Below are 26944 nucleotides of genomic sequence, written 5' to 3'. Positions count from 1 at the left end.
GCCACCGGAAAGTCACCGCATGAGCAACACGAGCAAGCAGTCGGGCTCGCTGCGCCGCTACATCCTCACCCGGATCGCGCTGGCCGTGCCCATGGTCCTGATCCTGCTGATCCTGGTCTTCGTCATGATGCGGGTGGCGCCAGGCGACCCCATCTCCTCCTCCCAGGGCGGCAAGCTCAACGCCACGGAACTGGCCGCACGGCGGCACGCGGCGGGCTTCGACGCCCCGCTGTACCAGCAGTTCTGGGACTACCTGAAGTCCGTCGTCACGCTGAACTTCGGCACCACCTTCTCCGACCGCCGCAGCGTGCGCGACATCATCATCGAGAACGGCGGCGCCACCCTCACCCTGACCGCCGGCGCGCTGGTCTTCGCCGCGGTCATCGGCATCCCCGTCGGGCTGCTCGCCGGCCGCTACCGCGACCGCCCCGTCGACGTCCTCAGCCGGCTGGCCAGCACCATCAGCTACGCCTCCCCGGTCTTCGTCACCGCCCCGCTGCTCATGCTCGCGTTCGGCACCACCTCGGGCCAGGCCTCACCGCTCATCCAGCTCAACGTGCCCACCCAGACGCACATCCTCATCGTCGACGCGGCACTGGACGGCGACTGGGACGCGGTCACCGACATCCTCCAGCACCTGCTGCTGCCGTCCATCGCCCTCGGCCTGCTCATCGTCGGCGTCTTCATCCGGATGATCCGCATCAACCTCATCCAGTCGCTCCAGGGCGACTACATCGAGGCCGCCCGCGCCCGCGGCGTCCGCGAACGCCATGTCGTCGCCCGGCACGGCTTCCGCAACGCCCTGGTCCCGGTGATCACCGTGCTGGGCCTGCAGGTCGCCATGCTGCTCGGCGGCGCCGTCCTGACCGAGAAGATCTTCAACTGGCCCGGCATCGGCCGCCAGTTGATCGACTACATCAACCAGCGCGACTACGTCGCCGTCCAGGGCATCGTCACCGTCTTCGCCCTCGTCGTCGTCGTGATCAGCCTGCTGATCGACTTCGTCAACGCGCTGATCGACCCGAGGGTGCGCTACTGATGGCCACGACGACCCTGCCCACCGGGCCCATCGAGCCCGACGCGACCCCCGCGGCCGGCACCGCCGCGTCCTCCCGCTTCGGCGGCCTGCGCCGCATCACCACCGCGGTCCGCGAGGCCCACGGCGTACCGAAGTTCATGCTGTGGACCGGCGCCGTCATCACCGCGCTGTTCGTGATCACCGCGGTGTTCGCACCGCTCATCGCGCCCTACAGCTTCGACACCTACCGGGCCGGCGGCACCAACTTCCCCAAGCAGGGCTCACCCGACGGCGACCACTGGTTCGGCACCACCGTGCAGAGCCTCGACGTGCTCTCCCGCACCATCTACGGCGCCCGCACCGCCCTGGAGGTGATGGTCCTCGCGGTCATCTTCTCCCTCATCCTCGGCGTGCTGCTCGGCCTGGTCTCCGGCTACTTCGGCGGCTGGCTCGACCGCATCCTGGTGCTGGTCATGGACGCCCTGTTCGCCTTCCCCTACCTGCTGCTGGCCATCGTCGCCGGCTTCGTCTTCTCCGGCGTCTCCGGCGGCGGCGTCGTCACCGCGGCCCTGTCCATCACCGTGGTCTACATCCCCCAGTACTACCGGGTGGTCCGCGCCTCGGCCCTGTCCGCCCGCGAGGCCACCTTCGTCGAGGCCGCCCGCGCCATGGGCGCCAAGCCCTCCGTCGTCATCCGCAAGTACCTGTTCGGCAACGTCATCCAGTCCGTACCGGTCATCACCACCATGAACGCCGCCGACGCCATCGGCACCCTGGCCGGGCTCGGCTTCCTGGGCCTGGGCATCCAGCCCACCGAAGCCGCCGAATGGGGCTACGACCTGGAACGCGCCATCGACGACGTCAACGCCGGCATGTGGTGGACCACCCTCTACCCGGGCCTGGCCATGGTCATCGCCATCCTCGGCTTCACCCTGCTCGGCGAGGGCCTCAACGACGTGCTCAACCCGACCATGCGCCGCCGCAGGCTCGGCAAGGTGCTGCTCCCCGACCACACCCGGCGCCGCACCGTCACCGCCTCCGCGCTGCCCGAGGCCCCCGGCGCCACCGAAGGCGAGGCCGTCAAGTGACCGAACCCGTCCTGTCCGTCCGCGACCTGCGCGTCTGGTACGGCACCGACCGCGGCCCGGTACGCGCCGTGGACGGCGTCAGCTTCGACGTACGGCCCGGCGAGACCCTCGGCCTGGTCGGCGAGTCCGGCTGCGGCAAGTCCACCCTCGGCCGCGGCGTCCTCGGCCTGACCCCGCCGGCCGCCGCCACCGACGGCGAGGTCGTGCTGCGCAGCCCCGGCGGCGCCGGCCGCAACCTCGTCGGCCTGCCCGCCAGGGAACTGCAGAAGCTGCGCGGCCCCGACCTCGGCCTGATCTTCCAGGAGCCGATGACCCGGCTCAACCCGCTCATGCGGATCTCCCAGCACTTCGAGGAAGCGCTGCGCGCCCACCACAAGGGCCTGCCCAAGAAGGAGATCCGCGCCCGCGCCCTGGAGGCGCTGCGCGGCATGGGCATCCCCGAGAGCCGCTACACCAGCTACCCGCACGAGTTCTCCGGCGGCATGCGGCAGCGCATCATGATCGCCCTCGCCCTCGTGCTGCGCCCCGCCTTCATCGTCGCCGACGAACCCACCACCGCCCTGGACGTGCTGGTCGAGGCGCAGATCATCAAGATCCTCGCCGACCTGCGCAAGAACTTCGACACCTCGCTCGTGCTCATCACCCACAACCTCGGCATCGTCGCCGAGGCGTGCGACCGGGTCGCCGTGATGTACGCCGGGCACATCGTCGAGCAGGGCGACGCCCGCGAGGTGTTCGCCAACCCCCAGCACCCCTACACCCGGGAGCTGCTGCGCTCGACCATCTCGCTGGCCACCACCGGGCTGCACTTCATCCCCGGCAGCCCGCCGGACCTCGTCGAACCCCCCCGGGGCTGCCGCTTCCACCCGCGCTGCCCGGTCGCCATGCGCGGCTGCGCCGAGATCGAGCCGCCCGAGGTCCTGCTGCCCACCGGCGTCACCAGCGCCTGCTGGCAGCAGGCGCTGCCCGCCGACCCGTCCCTCGTCGAGGAGTTCGGGCCGGACGGGCGCGAACCGCTCCACGCCGTAGAGGAGATCAGCGTTGCTGACGAAGCCTGACACCGACCCGTCCGGCGAGCCGGCCCCCACCCCCTCCGGTGAACCGCTCGTCGAGGCCACCGGCCTGGAGGTCCACTTCGGCCTGCGCGGCAACCTGCTCGGCCGCTTCACCGGCCGCACCGCCGGCGCCGTCCGCGCCGTCGACGGCATCGACCTCACCCTGCGCAAGGGCGAGGTACTCGGCCTGGTCGGCGAGTCCGGCTCCGGCAAGACCACGCTGGGCCGCACCCTGATCGGCCTGACCCGCGCCACCGCCGGCAGCGTCCGCTACCGCGGCCAGGACATCACCGGCCTCGGCGAGCGCCAGCTGCGCCCGCTGCGCCGCCGGCTGCAGATGGTCTTCCAGGACCCGCACGCCTCCCTCAACCCGGCCATGGACATCCGCACCGCCGTGGGCCACCCCTTGCGCATCCACGACCTGGTCTCCAGCGACGCCGAGTACGAGGCCCGGGTCGTCGACGCACTGGAGCGCGTGGGCCTGACCCCGCCCGAGCGCTTCCTCGGCAAATTCCCCGGCGACCTGTCCGGCGGCCAGAAGCAGCGCGCCGTGCTGGCCCGCGCCATCATCGCCGAGCCGGAACTCCTCGTCGCCGACGAGCCGATCTCCATGCTCGACATGAGCGTCCGCGCCAAGATCCTCCAGCTCATGCTGGACCTCAAGCGCGACCTGGACCTCACCTACGTCTACGTCACGCACGACCTGGCCAGCGCGAAGTTCTTCTGCGACACCATCGCGATCATGTACCTCGGCCGGATCGTGGAGTACGGGCCCACCGCCGACGTCTTCGCCAACCCGCAGCACCCCTACACCGAGGCGCTGCTCGCCGCGATCCCCGAGCCCGACCCGGAGCGGGCCGTGCCGCGCGAACTGCCGCGCGGCGAGATCCCGGACGCCGCCCGGCCGCCGCTCGGCTGCTCCTTCCACCCGCGCTGCCCGGTCGCCGTGAGCGCCTGCGGCTGGGAGGCCCGGGACCTGCGGACGCTGCTGGAGAACCGGTGGCTGGAACTCGCCCCCGAAGTGGCCGAACGGGAGCGGGCGTTGTTCGCCGACGTCGAATCGCTGACCGAACCGGGCCTGAGTACCGCCAAGATTGCACCCGGGCGCGGGCACACCCCCGAGGACGTGCTGGAATATCTCCGGCAGTTGCGCGACGACGCGTCCGACACCGAGCCACAGGAGCCACTGTGGCGCGGCGTCGCGGAGTTGCGCAGCGAACAGGGCCGGGCCGTCGTGGAGTTCAGCGCGCCGCGCGACCCGATCCTGAGCCTGATTCCGGCCACCGACGTCCGGGTCGCCTGCCATCTGCGTGAGACCGGTCCGAGCTCCACCGGCGCATGAGCACGCCCGCGTGACCCCGCGGGCGCCGCCCATCACGCGGAGCCCGCACACTCGCGGGGCCTGCGAACAACGCACGCCCGCGCGACCCCAAGAAGCAAGAGGAGAACGACCACGATGAACCGCAAGCTTCTGGTGCTGCCCGCCCTGCTGGGCGCGATGTCGCCCCTGCTCGCCGGGTGCGGCAGCACCGACGCGGGAGGCGGCGGCGGAAAGGCCATCGTCGTGGGCACCACCGACAGCATCGAGCTGACCGACGACAACCCGGCCCCGCTCGACCCGGCCACCTCGTACGACAGCGCCACCTGGAACATCTTCTACAACACCTTCCAGATGCTGCTGACCTACCAGCGCGGCAGCACCACCCCGAGCCCCGACGCGGCCAAGGAGTGCCACTACACCGACGCCACGGTGCTCACCTACCAGTGCACGCTGCCCGGCGACCAGAAGTTCTCCAACGGCGACCCGCTGACCGCGCAGGACGTGAAGTTCTCGGTCGACCGCATGCAGAAGATCAACTGGCCGACCGGTCCCGCGTCGCTGATATCCGGGGTGAAGTCCGTCGACGCCCCCGACGACAGGACGGTCATCTTCCACCTCAAGGCCGCCGACACCACCTTCCCGGCCAAGCTCGCCACCCCGGCCGCCGCGATCGTCGACCACAAGGTCTACGCCGCCGACAAGCCCTACGACGGCTTCAAGCTCGTCGGCTCCGGCCCCTACACGCTGGACTCCTTCGTGCAGGCCAAGCACGGCGTCTTCAGCAAGAACGGCCGCTACAGCGGCACCCTGAAGACCAACAACAACGGCGTCGAGCTCAAGCTGTTCTCCGACTCCCACGCCATGCAGGCCGCCCTGAAGTCCGGCGGCATCGACGTGATGGCCCGCACCCTCAGCCCCGACCAGATCGGCTCGCTGCAGAGCAGCACCGACCCCGACATCAAGATCACCGAGTCGGCCGGCGGCGAGGCCCGCTTCCTGTTCCTCAACACCGCCTCACCGGACCTGAAGTCGCTGGCCGTCCGGCGCGCGATGGCCCAGATCCTGGACCGGCAGGCGATCACCCGCGACGTCTACAAGCGCACCGCGGACCCGCTGTACTCGGTCATCCCGCAGGGCATCACCTCGCACACCAACTCCTTCTACAACCGCTACGGCGACCCGTCGGTGCCCAAGGCCAAGCAGCTGCTGCACACCGCCGGCATCACCGACAAGGTGTCGCTGACCATCAACTTCCGCCGCGACACCGGCGGCACGATGAACGAGGCCGAGGCCAAGGAGATCGCCCAGCAGCTCAACGCCAGCGGGCTGTTCACCGTCACCACCAAGAGCGAGCAGTGGAACACCTTCCTGAAGAAGGCGTCCCAGCGCGACTACCAGGTCTTCGCGCTCAGCTGGCTCCCGGACTTCCCCGACCCCGACAACTACATCGCGCCGTTCTTCGACAAGGACAACTTCCTCAACCTCGCCTACAACAACACCACCATCCAGGACGACCTGCTGCCCAAGACCCGCAAGCTCGCCGAACGCGGCTCCACCGTCGCGGACTTCACCAAGGCCCAGGACCTCATCGCCGACGACGTGCCGATGCTGCCGCTGTGGCAGGGCAAGCAGTTCATCGCCGCCCGCAAGGACATCACCGGCGCCGAATGGGCCCTGAACTCCTCCACCACCACGCAGTTCTGGGAGCTCGGCCGCAGCAGCTGACCCGCCCGCCCGGGTGCGCCACCGGGCGCACCCGGGGCCGCCCCGGCGCCGGGCCCCTCAGCCCGCCCCGGGGCGCACCAGCCCGCTCTCGTACGCGTACACCGCCGCCTGCACCCGGTCGCGCAGCCCCAGCTTCGTCAGCACATGCCCCACATGCGTCTTGACGGTCGTCTCCGACACGAACAGCTCCGCGGCGATCTCCGCGTTCGACAGCCCCCGCGCCACCAGCTTGAGCACCTCCACCTCGCGCTCGGTCAGCGTGTGCAGCGGCGGCGGCACCGACTCGTCCCCCGACGGCAGCCGCCCCGCGTACTTGTCGAGCAGCCGCCGGGTGATGCTCGGCGCCAGCATCGCCTCACCGGCCGCCACCACCCGGATGGCCTGCACCAGCTCCGCCGCCGGCGCGTCCTTCAGCAGGAACCCGCTCGCCCCGGCACGCAGCGCCTCCACCACGTACTCGTCCAGGTCGAAGGTGGTGAGCACCAGCACCTTCGCCGGCCCCGACCGGTCAGGACCGGTGATCTGCCGGGTCGCCTCCACCCCGTCCATCCGGGGCATCCGGATGTCCATCAGCACCACATCGGGCTGCAGTGCCCGCACCTGGTCCAGCGCCTGCTGGCCGTCACCGGCCTCGCCGACCACCGCGATGTCCGGCTCGGCCTCCAGGATCATCCGGAAACCGGTACGCAGCAGGGGCTGGTCGTCCACCAGCAGAACGCGGATCGCCACGATCATCCTCCGTCTTCGCTATACCGGATCATTCTCGCCCACCGCCGGCACCGCCCCCGCGGTCACCGCCAGCGGATAGGGCGGGGGAGTCCCCCCGAATTCCGGACAGACCGCCTGGTGGTCGCACCACCCGCACAGCGGAGTCCGCCGCGGGCGCCAGTCCCCGCTCGCCGTGGCCGCGCGGATCGCCTGCCACAGCGCCAGCAGCTTGCGCTCGGTGCGCAGCAGATCCGCCGGCGACGGATCGAACGTCAGCACATCCCCGCTGCCCAGATACACCAGCTGCAGCCGCCGCGGCACCACCCCCCGCAGCCGCCACAGCACCAGCGCGTAGAACGACATCTGGAACAGCGCCTCGTCGGCGTACTCCGGGCGCGGCGCCTTGCCCGTCTTGTAGTCCACCACCCGCAGATCACCACTGGCCGGCGCCACATCCAGCCGGTCCACATACCCGCGCAGCGTCAGCCCCGACTCCAGCACCGTCTCCACGTACATCTCCCGCTCGGCCGGCTCCAGCCGCGTCGGGTCCTCCAGGGTGAACCAGCGGTCCACCAGGGCGCGGGCGCTCTCCAGCCACTCCGCGAGCGCCGCCGGCTGCGCCGCGTCGAACAGCGACGCCAGCTCCGGCCGGGCCGCCAGCAGCCGCTCCCACTCGCCCGGCACCAGGCCCCGGGCCCGCTCCGCGGTCCGCTCGGCCGCCGGCGCGTCGAACAGCCGCTCCAGCACCGCGTGCACCACCGTCCCGCGCGTCGCCGCCAGGCTCGGCTTCTCCGGGAGCTTGTCGATCACCCGCAGCCGGTACAGCAGCGGGCAGCGCATGAAGTCGGACGCCCGCGACGGCGACAGCGACGACGGCGGTCGCGGCGGCGGGACGGTGGCGCGGTCGGTGCTCTCGATATTGCTCCCCATGGCAGACGACCCTACGGCCTGCCACTGACAAGCCGGTGCCCGCCGGGCGTAACGGCGCAATAGCATGGCTGGTGAGGCCTGCGTCCCGCATGATCGGTACCAGGTCGGACAGCCGAACGAGGGGAAGCAGTGAGCGAGAGCGGTGGGCCGCCGTCCGGAAAGAACGACGCCCCTGGCCACGGCGCAGACCCCGGCACGGCCCCACGAGGGCCCGGCGGCGGGATCCCCGTCGGCCGCTTCTTCGGCGTCCCCATCTACGTCGCCCCCAGCTGGTTCCTGGTCGCCGCCCTGATCACCTGGGTCTTCGGCGACCAGCTCGACACCGTACTGCCCCACCTCGGCGGCGTCCGCTACCTCGTCTCGCTCTTCTTCGCCGTCGCCTTCTACGCCTCCGTGCTGGTCCACGAGCTCGCCCACACCGTCGCCGCGCTGCGCTTCAAGCTGCCCGTACGGCGCATCCAGCTCCAGTTCTTCGGCGGCGTCTCCGAGATCGAGAAGGAGTCCGACACCCCCGGCCGGGAATTCGTGCTGGCCTTCGTCGGCCCCCTGCTCTCCCTCGTCCTGGCCGGGATCTTCTTCGGCGGCATGCAGCTCGTGGAATCCGGCACCGTGCCCGGGGTGCTGCTCGCCGGGCTCATGGTCAGCAACCTCATCGTTGCGATCTTCAACTTCCTGCCCGGCCTGCCGCTGGACGGCGGTCGCATGCTGCGCGCCGTCGTGTGGAAGATCAGTGGCCGCGCCATGACCGGCACCATCGCCGCCGCCTGGGTCGGCCGTGCCCTGGCGCTCGCCGTGCTCATCGGCCTGCCCCTGCTGTCCTACGGGCGCGGCAGCGGCTCCACCACCGGCGTCGACTCCCTCACCGACGCGCTGCTCGCCGCGATCCTGGCCGCCATCATCTGGACCGGCGCCGGCAACAGCCTGCGGATGGCCCGGCTGCGCGAGGCCCTGCCGGAGCTGCGCGCCCGCACCCTGACCCGGCGGGCCGTCCCGGTCGCCTCCGACACCCCGCTGTCCGAGGCGCTGCGCCGCGCCGACGAAGCCGGCGCCCGCGCCCTGGTCGTCGTCGACGGCCGCGGCGACCCCACGGCCCTGGTCCGCGAGTCCGCGATCGTCTCCATCCCCGAGCACCGCCGCCCCTGGGTCGCGGTCAGCGGCCTGTCCCAGGAGCTCACCCCCGGTATGCGGGTCTCCGCCGAGCTCGCCGGCGAGGACCTCCTCGACACCCTCAGGGCCACCCCGTCCACCGAATACCTCGTCATCGAGCCCACCGGCGAGATCTACGGCGTCCTGTCCACCGCCGACGTCGAGAAGGCCTTCATCGCGGCCATGTCCCGCCCGGCCTGACCCCGCGCGCCCGGCCTGACCCCGCGGCCTGACCCTGCGGCCTGTTACCGGGGCGGCCCGGGCCGGTCAGCGGCGGTCAGGGGCGGCGGGAAAGCCCGATAAGGTGATCCCCATGTCCGAACCGACCGGTGCCGCCCGCCGTCGCGGGCCCTTCAGAGTCGGGGACCAGGTCCAGCTCACCGACCCCAAGGGACGCCACTACACCTTCACGCTCGAAGCCGGGAAGCAGTTCCACACCCACAAAGGTGCCTTCCCGCACGACGAGCTGATCGGTGCTCCCGAAGGCAGTGTCGTCCGTACCACCGGAAACGTCGCCTACCTCGCGCTGCGCCCGCTGCTCCCCGACTACGTCCTGTCCATGCCCCGCGGGGCCGCCGTGGTCTACCCCAAGGACGCGGGGCAGATCCTGGCCATGGCCGACATCTTCGCCGGCGCCCGGGTGGTCGAGGCCGGCGTCGGCTCCGGATCGCTCAGCACCTTCCTGCTGCGCGCCATCGGCGACCACGGCATGCTGCACAGCTACGAGCGGCGCGCCGACTTCGCCGAGATCGCCGCCCAGAACGTCGAGCGCTACTTCGGCGGCCCCCACCCCGCCTGGCAGCTCACCGTCGGCGACCTCCAGGACCACCTGTCGGACACCGACGTCGACCGGGTCATCCTCGACATGCTCGCCCCCTGGGAATGCCTGGACGCCGTCTCCAAGGCCCTCGTGCCCGGCGGCATCCTGTGCGCCTACGTCGCCACCACGACCCAGCTGGCCCGCACCGTCGAGGCGATCCGCGAGCACGGCACCTTCAACGAGCCCGCCGCCTGGGAGACCATGGTGCGCACCTGGCACGTCGAGGGCCTGGCCGTGCGGCCCGACCACCGCATGATCGGCCACACCGGCTTCCTGCTCACCGCCCGCCGGCTCGCCGACGGCGTCGAGCCGCCGCTGCGCCGCCGCCGGCCCGCCAAGGGCGCCTACGGCGAGGACTACGCCGGCCCCGGCAGCCCGAGCGGCCCCGCCGCCGACAGCTGAACCGCCCGGCCGCCGCGCCGCCCCCCCGCGGCCCCGCCGAATTCCGGCCAACTTCACCCCCCTGCACCGCCGGTCCGCCCGCCCAGGACGGACCGGCTGTCGCGTTCCCGGCCCGGGCTCCCCGGGCCCGCCCCCGCCGTTCCCGCCCGGTGTGACGTATGGCACGATGCTGGCCACCCCCGCCGAACGACCCCAGGAGACAGGCGAGTGCAGCCGTCCGCAGGCCAGGACCACCCGCACACCCACGCGCGCGGCGTCCACTGGATCAGCACGGCCGCCGCCCTCGGCGCCGTCGTCGCCGCCATGGCCCTCGTCCCCACCGCCGACGCCTCGTCCGGCAAGCACACCACCGCGGCGCCCGCGACCCCCGCCGCCCCCACGGCCCCGGTCACCGCACCCGACCCGACCGCCGCCACGTACCCGCTGAACTGCCCCGGCGGCGTCCGCACCGACGTCATCAGCCGGGTCTCCGGCGACCTCGACGGCGACGGCCGCCCGGAGACCGCCGTCGTCGTCCGCTGCCACTCCGACACCGGCACCCCGCCCAGCGGCGTCTACGTCCTGCACGCGCCCGCCGAGCCCGGCGGCGCCCCGGTCATCGCCGTCACCCTGGTCAAGCCCCAGGACAACCGGCAGATCCAGGACTTCCGGCTCGAAGGCCGCACCGTCAAGGCCACCGTCCTCGGCTTCTCCTCCGACAGCGTCCCGCAGTGCTGCCCCGACCTCAGCCGCAGCTACTCCTGGGAATGGCGGGGCGACCGCTACGTCGCCCTCCCCGGCCCCGCCGGCACCGCCGCCTGACCCGCAGCGCCCCGGGGGCCCGCTACGGCGCGTCCGGCCCGTACACCTCGACCCGGTCGGCCGCCCGCCGCACATGGATGCACTCGCCCGGGCACTCCCGCGCCGAATCCACCACATCCCGCAGCAAAGGCAGCGGAACCGGTACGGTGGCCCCAGGGGTCTGCACCAGCTCGTCGGCCGCGTCCTTCACATAGGCCAGGCCGTCGATGTCCAGCTCGAAGACCTCGGGCGCGTACTGCACGCAGATGCCGTCACCGGTGCACAGGTCCTGGTCGATCCAGACCTCAAGCGCCTCGGCCGTATCCACCGTCTCGTTGCTCACGGAAACTCATCCCTGCCGTCGATCGTTCGGGAAGCAACCGCCCTGTCCGGCTGTTGACCGAATCGACGATACAACCGGCGGCTTTCGTGCCGGGCTCGGTGGGTATCTCAGTGGCGGAGGGACGTGCGCAAGGGTGAAGATCGGACACACCGCGATCGTCTTTGTGATCTAGGGGTTTCAACCCCCACCAGCCCAGGTAGGGTCTGGAAACGTCCAGCTCCCCTTGGAGGAGGTGAGGACCGTGGCGGCCCACGACGACGACATCAACCGTGGCGGCCGACCCGCTCGGGGTTCGGAAGACCCCAAGAGCGAGGTCGCCTTTCTTGAGCAGGAGATCGCCGTCCTGCGACGCAAGCTCGCCGACTCTCCGCGGCACACGAGGATTCTCGAGGAGCGGATCGTCGAGCTGCAGACCAACCTGTCCGGCGTATCCGCGCAGAACGAACGGCTGGCGAGCACCCTGCGCGAGGCCCGCGACCAGATCGTGGCCCTGAAGGAGGAGGTCGACCGGCTCGCCCAGCCCCCCGCGGGCTTCGGCGTCTTCCTGCAGGCCAACGACGACGGCACGGCCGACATCTTCACCGGCGGGCGCAAGCTCCGGGTGAACGTCAGCCCCTCCGTCGACCTCGACGAGCTCCGGCGCGGCCAGGAACTGCTCCTCAACGAGGCGCTCAACGTGGTCGACGCCATGGAGTTCGAACGCGTCGGCGACATCGTCACCCTCAAGGAGATCCTGGAGGACGGCGAGCGCGCCCTGGTCATCGGGCACACCGACGAGGAAAGGGTCGTCCGGCTCGCCGAACCCCTCCTCGACGGCACCCTGCGCACCGGTGACGCACTGCTGCTCGAACCCCGCTCCGGGTACGTCTACGAACGCGTGCCCAAGAGCGAGGTCGAGGAGCTCGTACTCGAAGAGGTCCCCGACATCGACTACCGCCAGATCGGCGGCCTCGGCAACCAGATCGAGCAGATCCGCGACGCGGTGGAACTGCCCTACCTGCACGCCGACCTGTTCAAGGAATACGAACTGCGCCCGCCCAAGGGCGTCCTGCTCTACGGCCCCCCCGGCTGCGGCAAGACGCTCATCGCCAAGGCCGTCGCCAACTCGCTGGCCAAGAAGGTCGCCGAGGTCACCGGCCAGCCGCAGGGCAAGAGCTACTTCCTGAACATCAAGGGCCCCGAGCTGCTCAACAAGTACGTGGGCGAGACCGAGCGGCAGATCCGCCTGGTCTTCCAGCGCGCCCGCGAGAAGGCCAGCGAGGGCACCCCGGTCATCGTGTTCTTCGACGAGATGGAGTCGCTGTTCCGCACCCGCGGCAGCGGCGTCAGCTCCGACGTGGAGAACACCATCGTCCCCCAGCTCCTCGCCGAGATCGACGGCGTCGAGGGCCTGGAGAACGTGATCGTGATCGGCGCGTCCAACCGCGAGGACATGATCGACCCGGCCATCCTGCGCCCCGGCCGGCTCGATGTGAAGATCAAGATCGAGCGGCCCGACGCCGAGGCGGCCAAGGACATCTTCTCCAAGTACCTCGTCGACACCCTCCCGCTGCACGCCGACGACCTCGCCGAGCACGGCGGCTCGCGGGCCGGCACCGTGGACGCCATGATCCAGTCCGTGGTCGAGCGGATGTACTCCGAGAGCGAGGAGAACCGCTTCCTGGAGGTCACCTACGCCAACGGTGACAAGGAAGTCCTCTACTTCAAGGACTTCAACTCCGGAGCGATGATCCAGAACATCGTCGACCGGGCCAAGAAGATGGCGATCAAGGCCTTCCTCGACCACGACCAGCGCGGTATGCGGGTCTCCCACCTGCTCGCCGCCTGCGTGGACGAGTTCAAGGAGAACGAGGACCTGCCCAACACCACCAACCCCGACGACTGGGCCCGCATCTCCGGCAAGAAGGGCGAGCGGATCGTCTTCATCCGCACCCTGGTGACCGGAAAGCAGGGCGCCGACACGGGTCGCTCCATCGACACCGTGGCGAACACCGGACAGTATCTGTAAGCACTACCCTCCGGCTGCGGGTCCCGACAGCGGGTACCCGCAGCCGGTGTGTTTCCCGGCCCGCACGGGCCGGAGCCGGGCAAGGAGGGCCGCATGACCGTACGGCGAGTAATGGGCATCGAGACGGAGTACGGGATCTCCGTCCCCGGCCACCCGAACGCCAATGCCATGCTCACCTCGTCCCAGATCGTCAACGCCTACGCGGCGGCGATGCACCGGGCGCGCCGCGCCCGCTGGGACTTCGAGGAGGAGAACCCGCTGCGGGACGCCCGCGGCTTTGACCTGGCACGCGACGCGGCGGACACCAGCCAGCTGACCGACGAGGACATCGGCCTGGCCAACGTCATCCTCACCAACGGCGCCCGGCTCTACGTCGACCACGCCCACCCGGAGTACTCGTCCCCCGAGATCACCAACCCGCGCGACGCGGTGCTGTGGGACAAGGCCGGCGAGCGCATCATGGCCGAGGCCGCGATGCGCGCCGCCCAGCTCCCCAGCGCCCAGCCGATCCACCTGTACAAGAACAACACCGACAACAAGGGCGCCTCCTACGGCACGCACGAGAACTACCTCATGCGCCGGGAGACCCCGTTCTCCGACATCGTCCGGCACCTGACGCCCTTCTTCGTCTCCCGCCAGGTCGTCACCGGCGCCGGCCGGGTCGGCATCGGCCAGGACGGCCGCGGGCACGGCTTCCAGCTCAGCCAGCGCGCCGACTACTTCGAGGTCGAGGTCGGCCTGGAGACCACCCTCAAACGGCCCATCATCAACACCCGGGACGAGCCGCACTCCGACGCCGAGAAATACCGCCGCCTGCATGTGATCATCGGCGACGCCAACCTCTCGGAGATCTCCACCTACCTCAAGCTCGGCACCACCGCGCTGGTGCTGTCGATGATCGAGGACGGCTTCATCAAGGTCGACCTCGCCGTCGACCAGCCGGTCCGCACCCTGCACGAGGTCTCCCACGACCCGGGCCTGCGCCGGCTGATCACGCTGCGCAACGGCCGGACACTCACCGCGGTACAGCTCCAGATGGAGTATTACGAGCTCGCCCGCAAATACACCGAGGAGCGCTACGGCTCGGACGCCGACGCGCAGACCAAGGACGTACTGGCCCGCTGGGAGGACGTGCTCAACCGGCTGGAGGGCGATCCGATGAGCCTGGCCGGCGAGCTGGACTGGGTCGCCAAGCTGGAGGTCCTGGAGGGCTACCGGCGCCGCGACGGCCTCGGCTGGGACGCCGCCCGCCTGCAGCTCGTCGACCTGCAGTACGCGGACGTACGCCCCGACAAGGGCCTCTACAACCGCCTGGTGGCCCGCGGGCGCATCAAGCGGCTGCTGGACGAGGAGGAGACCGCCAGGGCTGTCACACAGCCCCCGGAGGACACCAGGGCCTACTTCCGGGGCCGCTGCCTGGAGCAGTACGCCGACGACGTGGCCGCGGCCTCCTGGGACTCGGTCATCTTCGACCTGCCCGGCCGCGACTCGCTCCAGCGCGTCCCCACCCTGGAGCCGCTGCGCGGCACCCGCAAGCACGTCAAGGAGCTGCTGGACCGCTGCCGCACGGCCGAGGAGCTGGTCCGCATCCTCTCCGGCGGCTGAACCGCCCGGCGCTCGCGCGGCTGAAACGGGCCAGAACCGGGAATCAACGGGGTAGCACTCGGACGTTGACTAATCGAGAGCCAAGATCAGACCCTCCTTGTAGGGTCTGATCTTGTAGGGCACGCAACCGAGCGGGGTGAGGGACATGGCAACCAAGGACACCGACGGCGGGCAGCAGAAGGCGACGCGTTCCACGGACGAGGTCGAGGAAGTCCAGGAGGACACCAAGGCCGCCGATGACCTCAAGGAGCGCCACGAGAAGCTCTCGGACGACGTGGACTCCGTCCTGGACGAGATCGACGACGTCCTCGAAGAGAACGCCGAGGACTTCGTCCGGTCCTTCGTCCAGAAGGGCGGACAGTAGTCACGGATGTGAACGGCGCTGCCGTGAGTGCACGGCGCCCCACCACCGGCAGCGGCAGCCGGCGCGCGGCCGGCGGGACCGTCCGCGCGGCCGGGTGCCCGAGGGCCGCCGGTTCATGTGGATCACTGCCGCGAAACGGGTAGGGTCCGGGGCGTACTGTGCTTCAACTGCAATTCCGCCATCGGCAAGTTGGGAGACGATCCCGGCACTGCGCGGCGGGCGATCGTTTATCTGGAGGGAAACGCGTGGAGACCAATTCTCGTAGCACCGGGCGTCTACCAGCTGCCTTCCTGACGCCCGGTTCGTCGTCCTTCTGGGACTTCCTGGGCGAGCACGCGCCGGAGCAGCTGCCCGGGAACCGGACGCTGCCGCCGCTCAAGGGAGCGGTGGAGCTGCCGCACGGGACGACGATCGTGTCCGCGGTCTTCGACGGGGGCGTCATCCTCGCGGGTGACCGGCGGGCGACGATGGGGAACGTCATCGCGCAGCGCGACATGGAGAAGGTCTTCCCGGCGGACGAGTATTCGGCGGTCGGCATCGCCGGCACGGCGGGCCTGGCCGTGGAGATGGTCAAGCTCTTCCAGCTGGAGCTGGAGCACTACGAGAAGATCGAGGGCGCCACGCTCTCCCTCGAAGGCAAGGCCAACCGGCTGTCGACGATGATCCGCGGCAATCTGGGCATGGCGCTCCAGGGCCTGGCCGTCGTGCCGATCTTCGCCGGTTACGACACCGACCGCGGCCGGGGCCGGATCTTCTCCTACGACGTGACCGGCGGTCGCAGCGAGGAGAAGGGCTTCGCCGCCACCGGCTCCGGCTCGGTGTACGCCCGCAGCACCCTCAAGAAGCTGTACCGCTCGGACCTGACGGAGCGGCAGATGGTGACGGCCGTGGTGCAGGCGATCTACGACGCGGCCGAGGAGGACTCGGCGACCGGCGGCCCCGACCTGATCCGGCAGGTCTTCCCGATCGTCACCGTGATGACGGACGAGGGCTTCCGCCTGCTGCCGGACTCCGAGGTCGGCCCGATCGCCCGCGAGGTGGTCGACGCGCGCCGCGAGCGCCCCGACGGCCCGCAGGCCCCGGTGCTGTGACCCCAGGTCAGCCGACGTCCCTCCGCGCTGTCCCAGCGCCGACCGCAGAAAGGCACGGTTAGCCGGTGTCCACGCCCTTTTACGTCTCGCCCCAGCAGGCCATGGCGGACCGCGCCGAATACGCCCGCAAGGGCATCGCGCGCGGTCGCAGCGTGGTGGTGCTGCAATACGCCGACGGCATCGTCTTCGTCGCGGAGAACCCCTCGCGCGCCCTGCACAAGGTCAGTGAGATCTACGACCGGATCGCCTTCGCGGCGGTCGGCAAGTACAACGAGTTCGAGAACCTGCGGATCGGCGGTGTCCGCTACGCCGACCTGCGCGGATACACCTACGACCGGGACGATGTGACGGCCCGCGGCCTGGCCAACGTCTACGCCCAGACGCTGGGCACGATCTTCTCCAGCGTCGGCGAGAAGCCGTACGAGGTGGAGCTGATCGTCGCGGAGGTCGGCGCGGGGCCCGAGGACGACCAGATCTACCGGCTGCCGCACGACGGCTCCATCGTGGACGAGCACGGCGCGGTCGCGGTGGGCGGCAACTCCGACCAGATCGGCAGCTACCTCGACCAGCGGCACCGCGACGGCATGACGCTCGCCGAGGCGCTGGAGCTCGCGGTGGAGTCGCTCAAGCGCGACACCAACGGCAGCGACCGGCAGATCACGGCGGAGCAGCTGGAGGTCGCGGTGCTGGACCGCACGCGACCGCAGCAGCGGAAGTTCAAGCGCATCCTGGGCTCGCAGCTCAGCCGGCTGCTGGCGACGGAGCCGGCGGAGTCCTCCGGGGCCGCGGAGGAGTCCGCGCCGTCCTCGGACTCCTCGGACGGTCCGGCGCCGACGGCGCCGCCGCTCGACGACGAGTAGCAGAGCAGTCCGCCGACGGGCGCTGAAGGGCGGGGTCGTACGCGGCCCCGCCCTTCAGCGCGGTGGCGCGGTGGAGCCGCGCGGGACCAGGGTGAGGGGCAGTTCGACCGCGGGCGCGTCCTCGCCGTCCAGGAGCCGCAGCAGCGCCCGCATGCCGTGCTCGCCGATGGCCTCGGCGGGCAGCCGTACGGTGGTCAGCTCCGGGTCGAGGGCGGCGGCGAGGGAGAGGTCGTCGAAGCCGGTGACGGAGACGTCGCCGGGGACGGCCAGGCCCAGCGAGCGCACCCCCTTGCAGGCGCCGGCGGCCAGGATGTCGTCGTCGCACAGCAGCGCGGTGGGGCGCGGCCCGGGCGCGGTGAGGGCGGCCACGGCGGCGTCCTTGGCGGCGCCGACGTCCAGCGCGCAGGGGTGCCGCGGCGCGGCGGGCAGCCCGGCGGCGGCGAGCGCCTCCTCGACGGCCCGGGCGCGGGCCCGGAAGGTCCAGGTGTCGACGTCGGCGGCGATGTGGGCGATCCGGCGGTGGCCGAGGCCGAGCAGGTGCCGGGCGACCTGGCGGATGCCGTCGGCGACGGCGAGGTTCACGGTGGGCGGGCCCTTCGGCGTACCGGGGTCGCTGTCGAGCATGACCAGGGGCAGCCCGCCGTCGCCGATGGCGGTGAGCGCGTCGGCGGCCATGGACGAGGCGATGACGCCGTCGATGGCGGTGCGGGCCGAGCCGAAGGGGTCGCGGGCGGGGCCGATGCCGGCGGGTGAGGGGTAGAGGACGACGCCGAAGCCGTGCCGGGCGGCGACCTGGGCGGCGCCGGTGTAGACCCGGGCGAAGTATTCGTGGGTGAGGGCGGGGACGACGAGCATCGCGGTCCTGGTGGCGCCGAGCCGCAGGCTGCGGGCGGCCAGGTTGGGCCGGTAGTCCAGCGCGCGGGCGGCCTCGCGTACCGCCCGTACCGTCGGCTCGGAGACGCGTCCGCGCCATTTCCCGCCGAGGACCAGCGACACGGTGGCCTGCGACACCCCGGCGGCGCGCGCGACGTCCCGGGAGGTGACCCGGGCGGCGGTGCCGCGCCCGGCGGTACGGGCCGCCGGCCGCGCGCCGGGGTGCGCCTGCGGTGTGTCGGGGGAGTGCACGCGAGCGGGCCCTTTCGGGTGGATGGACCGGGCGGGTGGCGCCATGGTACGTATGACCCCGGACGTTATACGTAACACGGCGGTGGTGGGAGGGGACGGCATGGCGGGCGGCTACACGGATCTGCTGCGGACGCCGCACGTGGGGCGGCTGCTCGGCGGGACCCTGCTCGGGCGGTTGCCGAACGCCATGGCGGCGCTCGCGATCCTGCTGTTCCTGCGGGACGAGGGCGCCGGCTACGGGCTCGCGGGCGCGCTGTCGGCGGCGTACGGCTGCGCGGTCGCGGTGGGCCAGCCGATGCTGGGGCGGGCGGTGGACCGGCGGGGGCAGCCGCGGGTGATGGCGGCGGCGGCGCTGGTGTCGGCGGCCGGCTTCGCGGTGCTGGCGCTGGCCGGGCCCGACCCGCTGCCGGTGGCGGCGGCTGCGGTGGTGGTCGCGGGGCTTGCGACGCCGCCGCTGGAGGGCGGGCTGCGGGCGCTGTGGCCGGACGTGCTGGGCGGCGGCGACCGCGTGCAGCGCGTCTACGCCCTGGACGCGGCGGCGCAGGAGGTGCTGTTCGTGGTCGGGCCGCTGCTGGTGACGCTGGTCGTCGCGGTGGCCTCCCGGGCGGCGGCGGTGGTCGTCACCGGGCTGCTGGGCGTGGCCGGCACCGCCGTGGTCGTGACGTCGGCGCCCTCGCGGCGCTGGCGGGCCGCCGCGCGCGAGGCGCACTGGCTCGGCGCGCTGCGCTCGGCGGGGCTCGCGGCGCTGCTGGTCTCCTTCTTCTTCCTCGGCATCACGCTGGGCGCCCTGGCGCTCGCCGCGGTGGCGTACGGCGACGCGCACGGCGGCGGCCCGGTCGCCTCGTACGTGCTGGCCGCCAACGGGGTGGGCGCGCTCGCCGGCGGCCTCGCCTACGGCTCGCGGAGCTGGCCGGGCGCGCCGGAGCGGCGGCTGCGGGTGCTCGCGGTGGTGCTCGCGGCCTGCTACCTGCCGCTGCTGCTTGTCCCCTCGGTGCCGTGGATGCTGGCCCTGGCGGCGCTCTCGGGGGTGTTCCTGGCGCCGGCGCTGGCCTGCGGCTTCGTGGTCGTGGACCGGCACGCCCCGGCGGGCACCGTGACGGAGGCCTTCTCGTGGGTGGTGACGGCGGTGGGCGTGGGCGGCGCGCTCGGCACCGCGGCGGCCGGCGCCGCCGCCCAGCACGGCGGCGCCACGGCCGGTTTCGGCGTGGTGGCGGCCGGTTGCGCGGTCGCGACGGCCGTACTGCTCGCGACCGGGCGTTTCCTGACGGGCTCAAACCTCGATTCACCCGCGGAAAAAGATCCAAACCGTGCCGTCGAACCCCGTTTCAGCACCACGCATCAGGCGTAATGTTCAGACATGGACCGCCGCATTTTCGGGCTGGAGAACGAGTACGGCGTCACATGCACGTTCCGGGGACAGCGACGCCTGTCCCCGGACGAGGTGGCGCGGTACCTCTTCCGCCGTGTCGTGTCATGGGGCCGGAGCAGCAACGTTTTCCTCCGCAATGGCGCCCGCCTCTACCTCGACGTGGGCTCGCACCCGGAGTACGCCACTCCCGAGTGCGACAACGTCACCGAACTCGTCACGCACGACAAGGCCGGTGAACGGATCCTCGAAGGCCTTCTGGTGGACGCCGAACGGCGGCTGCACGAAGAGGGCATCGCCGGGGATGTGTACCTGTTCAAGAACAACACGGACTCCGCCGGCAACTCCTACGGATGCCACGAGAATTACCTGGTGGCCCGGCACGGGGAATTCTCCCGGCTGGCCGACATCCTCATTCCCTTCCTCGTCACCCGGCAGCTGCTGTGCGGCGCGGGCAAGGTGCTGCAGACCCCGCGCGGCGCCGTGTTCTGCGTGAGCCAGCGCGCCGAGCACATCTGGGAGGGGGTGAGCTCGGCCACCACCCGCTCCCGGCCGATCATCAACACCCGCGACGAGCCGCACGCCGACGCCGAGCGCTACCGCAGGCTGCACGTCATCGTCGGCGACTCGAACATGTCGGAGACGACGATGCTGCTCAAGGTCGGCGCCACCGACCTGGTGCTGCGGATGATCGAGGCCGGCACGGTCATGCGCGACCTCACCCTGGAGAACCCGATCCGGGCGATCCGCGAGGTCAGCCATGACATAACGGGACGGCGCAAGGTCCGCCTCGCGTCCGGTCGCGAGGCCTCCGCGCTGGACATCCAGCAGGAGTACTACTCCAAGGCCGTCGAGTTCTGCGAGCGCCGCGGCATCCGCAGCGGCGTGACCGAGCAGGCCCTGGAGCTGTGGGGCCGCGCCCTGGAGTCGATCGGCAGCGGGGACCTGGGCCGGATCGGCACCGAGATCGACTGGGTCATGAAGTACCAGCTCATCGAGCGCTACCGCAGCCGCGACAACATCACCATGTCGCATCCGCGGGTCGCGCAGATAGACCTCGCCTACCACGACATCCACCGCCGCCGCGGCCTGTACTACCTGCTGGAGCGCAAGGGCCAGGCGGCCAGGGTGTGCGACGACCTGCGGATCTTCGAGGCCAAGTCGGTCCCGCCGCAGACCACCAGGGCCAGGCTGCGCGGCGACTTCATCCGCCGCGCCCAGGAGCAGCGCCGCGACTTCACCGTCGACTGGGTGCATCTCAAGCTCAACGACCAGGCGCAGCGCACCGTGCTGTGCAAGGACCCGTTCCGGTCGGTGGACGACCGGGTGGAAAAGCTGATCGCCGGAATGTAGCCGGAATGCAGGACCCGCGGGGACCGTGTTCCCGCCCGGCACAGACGGCTCACAGGCCCCGTACGGAACTCGTACGGGGCCTGTGGCACACCGTAGGGTGTGGGGCGGCAACCCCCGTGCCTGACGACCCCCACACCCCGACCCGAACGAGGAATCCGTGCGCCGACGCTCCGTCCTGCTCGCCGTGCCCGCTCTTCTGCTCACCGCCGCCGGCTGCGGCGACGATTCCAAGAACAGCGACTCCGCGGCATCGAAATCCCCCTCGGCCTCGGATTCGCCGACGGCGTCGGCCACCGGCACGCCCACCCCGAAGACCACCGACGGGCCGCTGCCGGCCGTCACCGCGGGCACGAAGTTCAACACCAAGCCGACGATCGCCAAGGGCACCGGCACCCCCTCCACGGACCTGGCCGTCAAGACGCTCATCCCCGGCAGCGGCCCCGCGGTCGCCTCGGGTGACTACGTTCAGGTGAATTACCTGGGCCAGGTGTGGAACACCGCGAAGGTCTTCGACACCTCCTTCGGCAAGCAGCCGTACACCACGCAGATCGGCGCGCAGAAGGTCATCCCCGGCTGGGACCAGGGCCTGATCGGCGCCAAGGCGAACAGCAGGGTCATGCTGGGCATCCCGCCGGCCCTGGGCTACGGCCCCTCGGGCAACCCGCAGGCGGGCATCGGCGCGACCGACACGCTCGTCTTCGTCGTCGACGTGCTGAAGGTCTACACCGGCCGCTCCTCGGCCATGGGCACGACGCAGCCGCAGACCGACGCGAGCCTGCCCAAGGTCGGCACGAACGTCGACGGGCTCGCCCCGTCGATCACCGTGCCCAAGGGCAAGGCGCCCACCAAGCTGGTGTCGAACTACGTCATCAAGGGCGACGGCCCGGCGGTCAAGGGCAGCGACACGCTGCTGGTGCAGTACAAGGGCGTGCTGTGGGACGGCGGCAAGGAGTTCGACTCCAGCTACTCCCGCAAGCAGCTCACCGACTTCCCGCTCACCGGTGTCATCCCGGGCTGGACGCAGGGCCTGACCGGCAAGAACGTCGGCAGCCGGGTCATGCTGGTCACCCCGCCGGACCTGGCCTACAAGGACCAGGCGCAGGGCTCCATCCCGGCGAACTCCACGCTGGTGTTCACCGTCGACATCATCGCGGTGCTCTAGCCCGACCGCTCCGGCCGGACTCTGCAAGACTGTCCCGGTTGCCTGCAACCGCACAAGGAGCACGGACGTGAACATCGACAAGCCCGAGGTCGACTTCCCGGGCGGCGAGCCGCCGGCCGACCTGGAGATCAAGGACATCTGGGAGGGCGACGGGCCGCAGGCCAAGGCCGGGGACACCGTCTCCGTCCACTACGTCGGCGTGTCCTTCTCCTCCGGCGAGGAGTTCGACGCGAGCTGGAACCGCGGCGCGCCGCTGCGCTTCCAGCTGGGCGTCGGCCAGGTCATCCCCGGCTGGGACCAGGGCGTGCAGGGCATGAAGGTCGGCGGGCGCCGCCAGCTGACCATCCCGGCGCGCCTGGCCTACGGCGACAGCGGCGCGGGCCCGATCAAGCCCGGCGAGACGCTGATCTTCGTCTGCGACCTCGTCTCGGTCTGACGGCGGTCGGCACACGGGGCCCGAGCACGTGGGGCCCGTGCATGCGGGCCCGTGCGCGCGGGCCCGGCAGGACCGCCCGGTGGTCCCCCCTGCGGTGCGCAGGGGGGACCACCTTCCGTCACCGGCGACGCGATACGGTGCGGGAACACACTTCAGGGGGTGACCGATGGCTATCGCCAAAGCGGAACGGCTGATGAACCTGGCCCTGTGCCTGATGAACACCCGCCGCCCGCTCAGCAAGCGCGAGCTGCGCGCGTCCATCGAGGCCTACCACGAGGTCACCTCGGACGACTCCTTCAACCGGATGTTCGAGCGGGACAAGGACGACCTGCGCGAGCTGGGCCTGGTCATCGACACCGTGGAGAACCTGGACGGCGACTTCGGCTACCTCGCCCGCCAGGACCGCAACCGGCTGCCCGACATCGCGCTGGACCCCGAGGAGGCCGCGGCCCTCGCGCTCGCGGCGAAGGTGTGGCAGCAGGCCAGGCTCGCCGAGGCCGCCAGCGGGGCGCTGCAGAAGCTGCGCGCGGCCGGCGTGCCGTACGAGGACGCGCACAGCGCGCTGGAGCCGCGGGTGCCCACCCCGGAGCCGGCGTTCGAGGCGCTCATGCTCGCCACCCGGGAGCGGCGCGCGGTCAGCTTCGACTACCGCAAGGCCAACGCGGCGCGGCCCGAGCCCCGGCAGGTCGAGCCGTGGGCGCTGGAGTGCTGGCGCGGCCACTGGTACCTGGCCGGCTACGACCGGGACCGCGGTGCGGTGCGGGTCTTCCGGCTGTCGCGGATCAGCGGCCGGGTCAAGGCGCGCGGCGCCTTCACCGCCGAGGTCCCGGCGCATGTGGACGTCCGCGAGACCGTCGCCCGCTGGGCCGGCGAGGGCGCGACGACCACCGCGACGATCCGGCTGCGGCGCGACAGCGGCTACCCGCTGCGGGCCCGCGCGGTCGACATCACCCCGGTCGACGCCGACTGGGACGAGCTGGAGGTCCCGTACGGGCACGGCCTGGACGCCTGGCTCGCCGAGTTCGGCCCCGACGTGGTCGTGCTGGCGCCCGAGGAGCTGCGCTCCGAGGTGCTGGACCGGCTGCGCGCGGTGGCCAAGGGCTGAGCGGGCCGAGGGGCGAAGGGTCCGCAAGGGTGCCAGAGGTGCCAGGGGCGCCGGGGCCGTCGGAGGCGGCGGGGCTGCCAGGGGAGAGGATGCCGTCATGAGCAACGCGATCGACCAGACCCGCAGGATGCTGTCCCTGGTGACGTATCTGCGCGAGCGGCCCGGGGCCCGGGTCAGCGAGGTGGCGCGGGCCTTCGGCGTCACCGAGGCCGAGCTGATCGGCGACCTCAACGTACTGCCGCTGTGCGGGACCAGCTTCCGCGGCGGTGACCTGCTCGACATCGACACCGACGGCGAGCGCATCTGGTGGCACAACCCCGGCACCGCCGACGACGTCGCACAGCCGCTGCGGCTGGCCGCCGACGAGGCCACCGCGCTGCTGGTGGCGGCCCGCGCGGTGGCGAACCTGCCGGGCCTGCGCGACAGCGACCGGCAGGCGCTGCTGCGGGCCGGCGCGAAGCTGGAGGCCGCGGCGGGCGAGGCGGCCGGCGGCAGCGCCCAGATGTCGGTGACGTTCGAGTCCGAGGGCAGCGTCTTCGCCACCGTCGACCGGGCCCTGACCGAGCGGCGGCGGCTGTGGATGCGCTACTACTCGCCGGCCCGCGACGCGCTGACCGAGCGCGAGGTCGACCCGATCCGGCTGTTCGCGGTGGGCCACACCTACGTCGAGGGCTGGTGCCGGCTGTCGGAGGACCGGCGCACCTTCCGGCTGGACCGGGTCGCCGAGATCCGGCTGCTGGACGAGCCGTCCGACCCGCCGCGCATCGAGCCGCGCGACCTGTCGCAGGGCCTGGTCCAGCCGGCCGGCGACGACCCCGAGGTGGTCGTCGAGGTCGGCCCCGGCGGGCGGTGGGTCGCCGAGTACTACCCGCACGACAGCGCCGAGGAGCTGCCCGACGGCGGGCTGCGGGTCACCCTGCGCACCCCCGACCCGGGGTCGCTGCGCCGGCTCGCGCTGCGGCTGGGCCGCGACGGCCGGATCGTCGCGCCGGCGGCGCTGGCCGCCGACGCGCGCGACGCGGCGGCCCGGGCCCTGGCCGGATACGGCGAATGACGGGCACGGGTACGCATGCGGACGCGGGTACGCATGCAGGCGCGGGTGCGGGCACGGGGTACGAGGGTGCGCCCATGCCGGTGACGCCCATGACGGTGGGCCGCGCCCCGGACGGCGGCGGGCCGGCCGTCTTCCGGGCCGGCTGCCCGCACTGCCGCACCAGCTTCGAGCTGGCCGCGGGCGAGCTGCGGCTGACCGTCGGCGCGAGCGCCCGCACCACCTTCTACTCCTTCACCTGCCCCGAGTGCGGCGAGGCGGTCCGCAAGCCCGCCGGCGAGCGGATCGTGGAGCTGCTGACCGGCGGCGGCGTCCGCACCCTGCGGCTCCAGCGGTAGGCTGCCGGGCCATGTGGTGGATCTATCTGAGCGTGGGCCTGGCCGCCGCCGGGCTGCTGGTGCTCGCGGTGTTCGCCGCCCGGGTGTTCGGCGCGGTCGGCGAGCTGTCCGCGCAGGTGGCCGCGAGCCATCGGGCGCTGGCCGCCGCGAGCGACCGGCTGCAGCGCGCGGCGGCACCGGTGGCCGGTCGCGCCGGCGAGATCACCCGCCGCTGAACCTGCCGCCGCGCGCCGGGTGAAGGTACGCTGACCCGGGCGACCCGACGCGGCCACGCCCCACCTGGTACGGCCGCGGCAGGCGTCGCAACCTGGTGGATTCCGGGGCATATTCCGGCGTTCACCACCGCACGCTACGATCCTTGCGTGGGTGATGGCCGGAAATCGTCCGACCACCGGCCACGTACGACGTACCGCACGGACCACGCCGCCCCCGGTGAGAAGGTAGACCACTCATGCTCGGCAACCTCAAGCCCTTTGAGATCCTCCTGATCCTTCTCGTCGTCGTCCTCCTCTTCGGCGCCAAGAAGCTGCCTGACATGGCCCGGTCGCTCGGCAAGTCGGCCCGCATCCTCAAGAGCGAGGCCAAGGCGATGAAGAACGACGACCCGACGCCGCCGGCCCCGTCCGGCACCGCGGCCCAGGAGCAGGCGCCGGCCCGTACGATCCAGGCCGCGCCCGGTGACACCGCCAGCGCCCGGCCGGTCGAGGACCGCACCACGACCACCGGCTGACCGGCTACCGGCCGGCTACCGGCTGACCTTCACGCGCCGCCGACGGCTGCCCGCACGAGACGAGGACGTGGGTGCTCAAGACTGCCCGCAAGCAGGAGAAGGACCCCGAGGGGCGGATGCCGCTCGCGGACCATCTGCGAGAGCTGCGCAACCGGCTGTTCAAGTCGGTGCTGGCGATCATCGTCATCACCATCGTGGCAGCGTTCTTCTACAAGCACATCATCCACCTGCTGCAGCAGCGCATCCCGGACGACGTGCAGTGCCTGACCAAGGCCGGCCGGGCCGCCGGCACCGAGGACAAGCAGGCGTGCGCCCAGATGACCGTCAGCGGCCTGATGGGCGGCTTCTCCATCGCGCTGAAGGTCTCGCTGATGGCCGGCATCGTCGGCGCCTCGCCCGTATGGCTCTACCAGCTGTGGGGATTCCTCGCCCCCGGCCTGCACAAGAACGAGAAGCGCTACACCCTCGGCTTCGTCGGCGCGGGCGTCCCGCTGTTCCTGGGCGGCGCGGTCCTGGCGTACGAGATCCTCCCGCAGACCGCCAAGATCATGATCGGCTTCGTGCCGGACGACACCACCAACCTGCTGCCGCTCGACGACTTCCTCGACCTCGTCGTCCGGCTCGTCGTCGTCTTCGGCCTCGCCTTCGAACTGCCCCTGGTGCTGGTGCTGCTGAACTTCACCGGGATGGTCAGCGGCAAGCGGATGCTCGGCTGGTGGCGCGGCATGGTGATAGGCATCACCGTCTTCGCCGCCGTCGCCACGCCCACCGGCGACCCGCTCACCATGCTGCTGCTGGCCTCGCCGATCGTGCTGCTGTACTTCCTGGCGATGGGCGTGTGCTTCTTCAACGACGCCCGCCGGGCCCGCCGCCGCGCCGCCGACCCGGACTTCGGCCTCGACCCCGACGAGGCGTCCAGCCTTGACCACATCCCCGAGCAGGTCGGCGGCCCCTCGGCGCTGGACGACGAGGACTCCGGGCGCGACGGCTACGACGACGCGACCTGACGCGCAG

General features: G+C 71.6%; 28 protein-coding genes. 24 read left to right on the top strand and 4 right to left on the bottom strand.

Features of this window, described 5'->3' with window-relative positions; translation table 11 throughout:
* Nucleotides 1–19 precede the first annotated feature (19 nt).
* From HCN08_RS21465 to HCN08_RS21445, 5 genes are all read left to right on the top strand, one after another.
* Nucleotides 20–1039: an ABC transporter permease gene (locus tag HCN08_RS21465; RefSeq protein ID WP_167984811.1), complete on the top strand. Its 1020-nt coding sequence runs from the start codon at nucleotides 20–22 to the stop codon at nucleotides 1037–1039.
* Entirely contained in the window at nucleotides 1039–2106 is a 1068-nt protein-coding gene (locus HCN08_RS21460) for an ABC transporter permease (protein WP_167984810.1), read from the top strand. Before HCN08_RS21465 ends, HCN08_RS21460 begins: the two co-directional genes overlap by 1 nt.
* On the top strand, nucleotides 2103–3164 hold the full coding sequence (locus HCN08_RS21455) for an ABC transporter ATP-binding protein (RefSeq protein ID WP_167984809.1): 1062 nt from the start codon (nucleotides 2103–2105) through the stop codon (nucleotides 3162–3164). The genes HCN08_RS21460 and HCN08_RS21455 overlap by 4 nt, the downstream gene beginning before the upstream one ends.
* Complete coding sequence (locus tag HCN08_RS21450) at nucleotides 3148–4503, top strand: oligopeptide/dipeptide ABC transporter ATP-binding protein (protein ID WP_167984808.1); 1356 nt, start codon at nucleotides 3148–3150, stop codon at nucleotides 4501–4503. The genes HCN08_RS21455 and HCN08_RS21450 overlap by 17 nt, the downstream gene beginning before the upstream one ends.
* 114 nt (nucleotides 4504–4617) lie before the next feature.
* Entirely contained in the window at nucleotides 4618–6207 is a 1590-nt protein-coding gene (locus HCN08_RS21445; RefSeq protein ID WP_167984807.1) for an ABC transporter substrate-binding protein, read from the top strand.
* A 57-nt stretch (nucleotides 6208–6264) separates the two neighbouring features.
* On the opposite strand, the gene HCN08_RS21440 is transcribed toward HCN08_RS21445, so the two are convergent.
* Both HCN08_RS21440 and HCN08_RS21435 read right to left on the bottom strand, forming a co-directional pair.
* The gene (locus HCN08_RS21440; RefSeq protein ID WP_167984806.1) at nucleotides 6265–6936 is read right to left on the bottom strand and encodes a response regulator; all 672 of its coding nucleotides are present in this window, start codon (nucleotides 6934–6936) and stop codon (nucleotides 6265–6267) included.
* Between the two features lie 18 nt (nucleotides 6937–6954).
* Entirely contained in the window at nucleotides 6955–7845 is an 891-nt protein-coding gene (locus HCN08_RS21435; protein WP_167984805.1) for a RecB family exonuclease, read from the bottom strand.
* Nucleotides 7846–7974: 129 nt separating this feature from the next.
* Between HCN08_RS21435 and HCN08_RS21430 the strand changes: the two genes are divergently transcribed.
* The 3 genes from HCN08_RS21430 to HCN08_RS21420 all read left to right on the top strand — a co-directional run bounded on the left by HCN08_RS21430 (nucleotide 7975) and on the right by HCN08_RS21420 (nucleotide 11014).
* Nucleotides 7975–9192 (top strand): site-2 protease family protein, encoded by a 1218-nt coding sequence (locus HCN08_RS21430; protein WP_167984804.1) that lies wholly within the window; start codon nucleotides 7975–7977, stop codon nucleotides 9190–9192.
* 112 nt (nucleotides 9193–9304) lie between these two features.
* Complete coding sequence (locus HCN08_RS21425; RefSeq protein ID WP_167984803.1) at nucleotides 9305–10213, top strand: tRNA (adenine-N1)-methyltransferase; 909 nt, start codon at nucleotides 9305–9307, stop codon at nucleotides 10211–10213.
* 207 nt (nucleotides 10214–10420) lie between these two features.
* Nucleotides 10421–11014 carry a hypothetical protein gene (locus HCN08_RS21420; protein ID WP_167984802.1) on the top strand — a complete coding sequence of 198 codons (594 nt, stop codon included), beginning with the start codon at nucleotides 10421–10423 and terminating at the stop codon, nucleotides 11012–11014.
* Between the two features lie 22 nt (nucleotides 11015–11036).
* On the opposite strand, the gene HCN08_RS21415 is transcribed toward HCN08_RS21420, so the two are convergent.
* Nucleotides 11037–11336 carry a ferredoxin gene (locus HCN08_RS21415; protein ID WP_167984801.1) on the bottom strand — a complete coding sequence of 100 codons (300 nt, stop codon included), beginning with the start codon at nucleotides 11334–11336 and terminating at the stop codon, nucleotides 11037–11039.
* Nucleotides 11337–11577: 241 nt separating this feature from the next.
* On the opposite strand from HCN08_RS21415, the gene arc reads away from it, so the two are divergent.
* From arc to prcA, 6 genes are all read left to right on the top strand, one after another.
* Complete coding sequence (arc, locus tag HCN08_RS21410) at nucleotides 11578–13344, top strand: proteasome ATPase (protein WP_167984800.1); 1767 nt, start codon at nucleotides 11578–11580, stop codon at nucleotides 13342–13344.
* A 93-nt stretch (nucleotides 13345–13437) separates the two neighbouring features.
* Entirely contained in the window at nucleotides 13438–14949 is a 1512-nt protein-coding gene (gene dop / locus HCN08_RS21405; RefSeq protein ID WP_167984799.1) for a depupylase/deamidase Dop, read from the top strand.
* 145 nt (nucleotides 14950–15094) lie between these two features.
* Entirely contained in the window at nucleotides 15095–15313 is a 219-nt protein-coding gene (locus HCN08_RS21400) for a ubiquitin-like protein Pup (RefSeq protein WP_167984798.1), read from the top strand.
* Nucleotides 15314–15340: 27 nt separating this feature from the next.
* Nucleotides 15341–15607, top strand: a complete 267-nt coding sequence (locus tag HCN08_RS36645) for an endonuclease domain-containing protein (protein WP_322974597.1) — start codon at nucleotides 15341–15343, stop codon at nucleotides 15605–15607.
* Complete coding sequence (gene prcB, locus HCN08_RS21390; RefSeq protein WP_167984797.1) at nucleotides 15559–16404, top strand: proteasome subunit beta; 846 nt, start codon at nucleotides 15559–15561, stop codon at nucleotides 16402–16404. Before HCN08_RS36645 ends, prcB begins: the two co-directional genes overlap by 49 nt.
* 65 nt (nucleotides 16405–16469) lie before the next feature.
* Entirely contained in the window at nucleotides 16470–17264 is a 795-nt protein-coding gene (gene prcA / locus HCN08_RS21385) for a proteasome subunit alpha (RefSeq protein ID WP_167984796.1), read from the top strand.
* Between the two features lie 54 nt (nucleotides 17265–17318).
* Here prcA and HCN08_RS21380 read toward each other — a convergent pair whose 3' ends face one another.
* Nucleotides 17319–18434 (bottom strand): LacI family DNA-binding transcriptional regulator, encoded by a 1116-nt coding sequence (locus tag HCN08_RS21380; protein ID WP_167984795.1) that lies wholly within the window; start codon nucleotides 18432–18434, stop codon nucleotides 17319–17321.
* Nucleotides 18435–18489: 55 nt separating this feature from the next.
* Between HCN08_RS21380 and HCN08_RS21375 the strand changes: the two genes are divergently transcribed.
* The 10 genes from HCN08_RS21375 (at nucleotide 18490) to tatC (ending at nucleotide 26937) form a co-directional block, all read left to right on the top strand.
* Nucleotides 18490–19737, top strand: coding sequence for an MFS transporter (locus HCN08_RS21375; protein WP_167984883.1), 1248 nt, complete (start codon nucleotides 18490–18492; stop codon nucleotides 19735–19737).
* 9 nt (nucleotides 19738–19746) lie between these two features.
* Entirely contained in the window at nucleotides 19747–21108 is a 1362-nt protein-coding gene (gene pafA, locus HCN08_RS21370) for a Pup--protein ligase (protein ID WP_167984794.1), read from the top strand.
* A 157-nt stretch (nucleotides 21109–21265) separates the two neighbouring features.
* Complete coding sequence (locus tag HCN08_RS21365; RefSeq protein WP_167984793.1) at nucleotides 21266–22270, top strand: FKBP-type peptidyl-prolyl cis-trans isomerase; 1005 nt, start codon at nucleotides 21266–21268, stop codon at nucleotides 22268–22270.
* 67 nt (nucleotides 22271–22337) lie between these two features.
* Complete coding sequence (locus tag HCN08_RS21360; protein WP_167984792.1) at nucleotides 22338–22706, top strand: FKBP-type peptidyl-prolyl cis-trans isomerase; 369 nt, start codon at nucleotides 22338–22340, stop codon at nucleotides 22704–22706.
* 166 nt (nucleotides 22707–22872) lie between these two features.
* On the top strand, nucleotides 22873–23811 hold the full coding sequence (locus HCN08_RS21355; protein ID WP_167984791.1) for a helix-turn-helix transcriptional regulator: 939 nt from the start codon (nucleotides 22873–22875) through the stop codon (nucleotides 23809–23811).
* 97 nt (nucleotides 23812–23908) lie between these two features.
* Nucleotides 23909–24865, top strand: a complete 957-nt coding sequence (locus tag HCN08_RS21350) for a helix-turn-helix transcriptional regulator (RefSeq protein ID WP_167984790.1) — start codon at nucleotides 23909–23911, stop codon at nucleotides 24863–24865.
* A 74-nt stretch (nucleotides 24866–24939) separates the two neighbouring features.
* Nucleotides 24940–25200 (top strand): phage terminase large subunit family protein, encoded by a 261-nt coding sequence (locus HCN08_RS21345; protein ID WP_240970298.1) that lies wholly within the window; start codon nucleotides 24940–24942, stop codon nucleotides 25198–25200.
* A gap of 11 nt (nucleotides 25201–25211) precedes the next feature.
* On the top strand, nucleotides 25212–25415 hold the full coding sequence (locus HCN08_RS21340; protein WP_167984788.1) for a hypothetical protein: 204 nt from the start codon (nucleotides 25212–25214) through the stop codon (nucleotides 25413–25415).
* 236 nt (nucleotides 25416–25651) lie between these two features.
* Nucleotides 25652–25930, top strand: a complete 279-nt coding sequence (tatA, locus tag HCN08_RS21335; protein WP_167984787.1) for a Sec-independent protein translocase subunit TatA — start codon at nucleotides 25652–25654, stop codon at nucleotides 25928–25930.
* 71 nt (nucleotides 25931–26001) lie between these two features.
* Nucleotides 26002–26937 carry a twin-arginine translocase subunit TatC gene (tatC, locus tag HCN08_RS21330; protein WP_167984786.1) on the top strand — a complete coding sequence of 312 codons (936 nt, stop codon included), beginning with the start codon at nucleotides 26002–26004 and terminating at the stop codon, nucleotides 26935–26937.
* Nucleotides 26938–26944: the final 7 nt, after the last annotated feature.

The organism is Actinacidiphila epipremni (genome assembly GCF_012034175.1).
In the GTDB taxonomy this organism is placed as follows: Bacteria; Actinomycetota; Actinomycetes; order Streptomycetales; family Streptomycetaceae; genus Actinacidiphila; species Actinacidiphila epipremni.
This window is presented reverse-complemented; position numbering and strand designations above follow the sequence as displayed.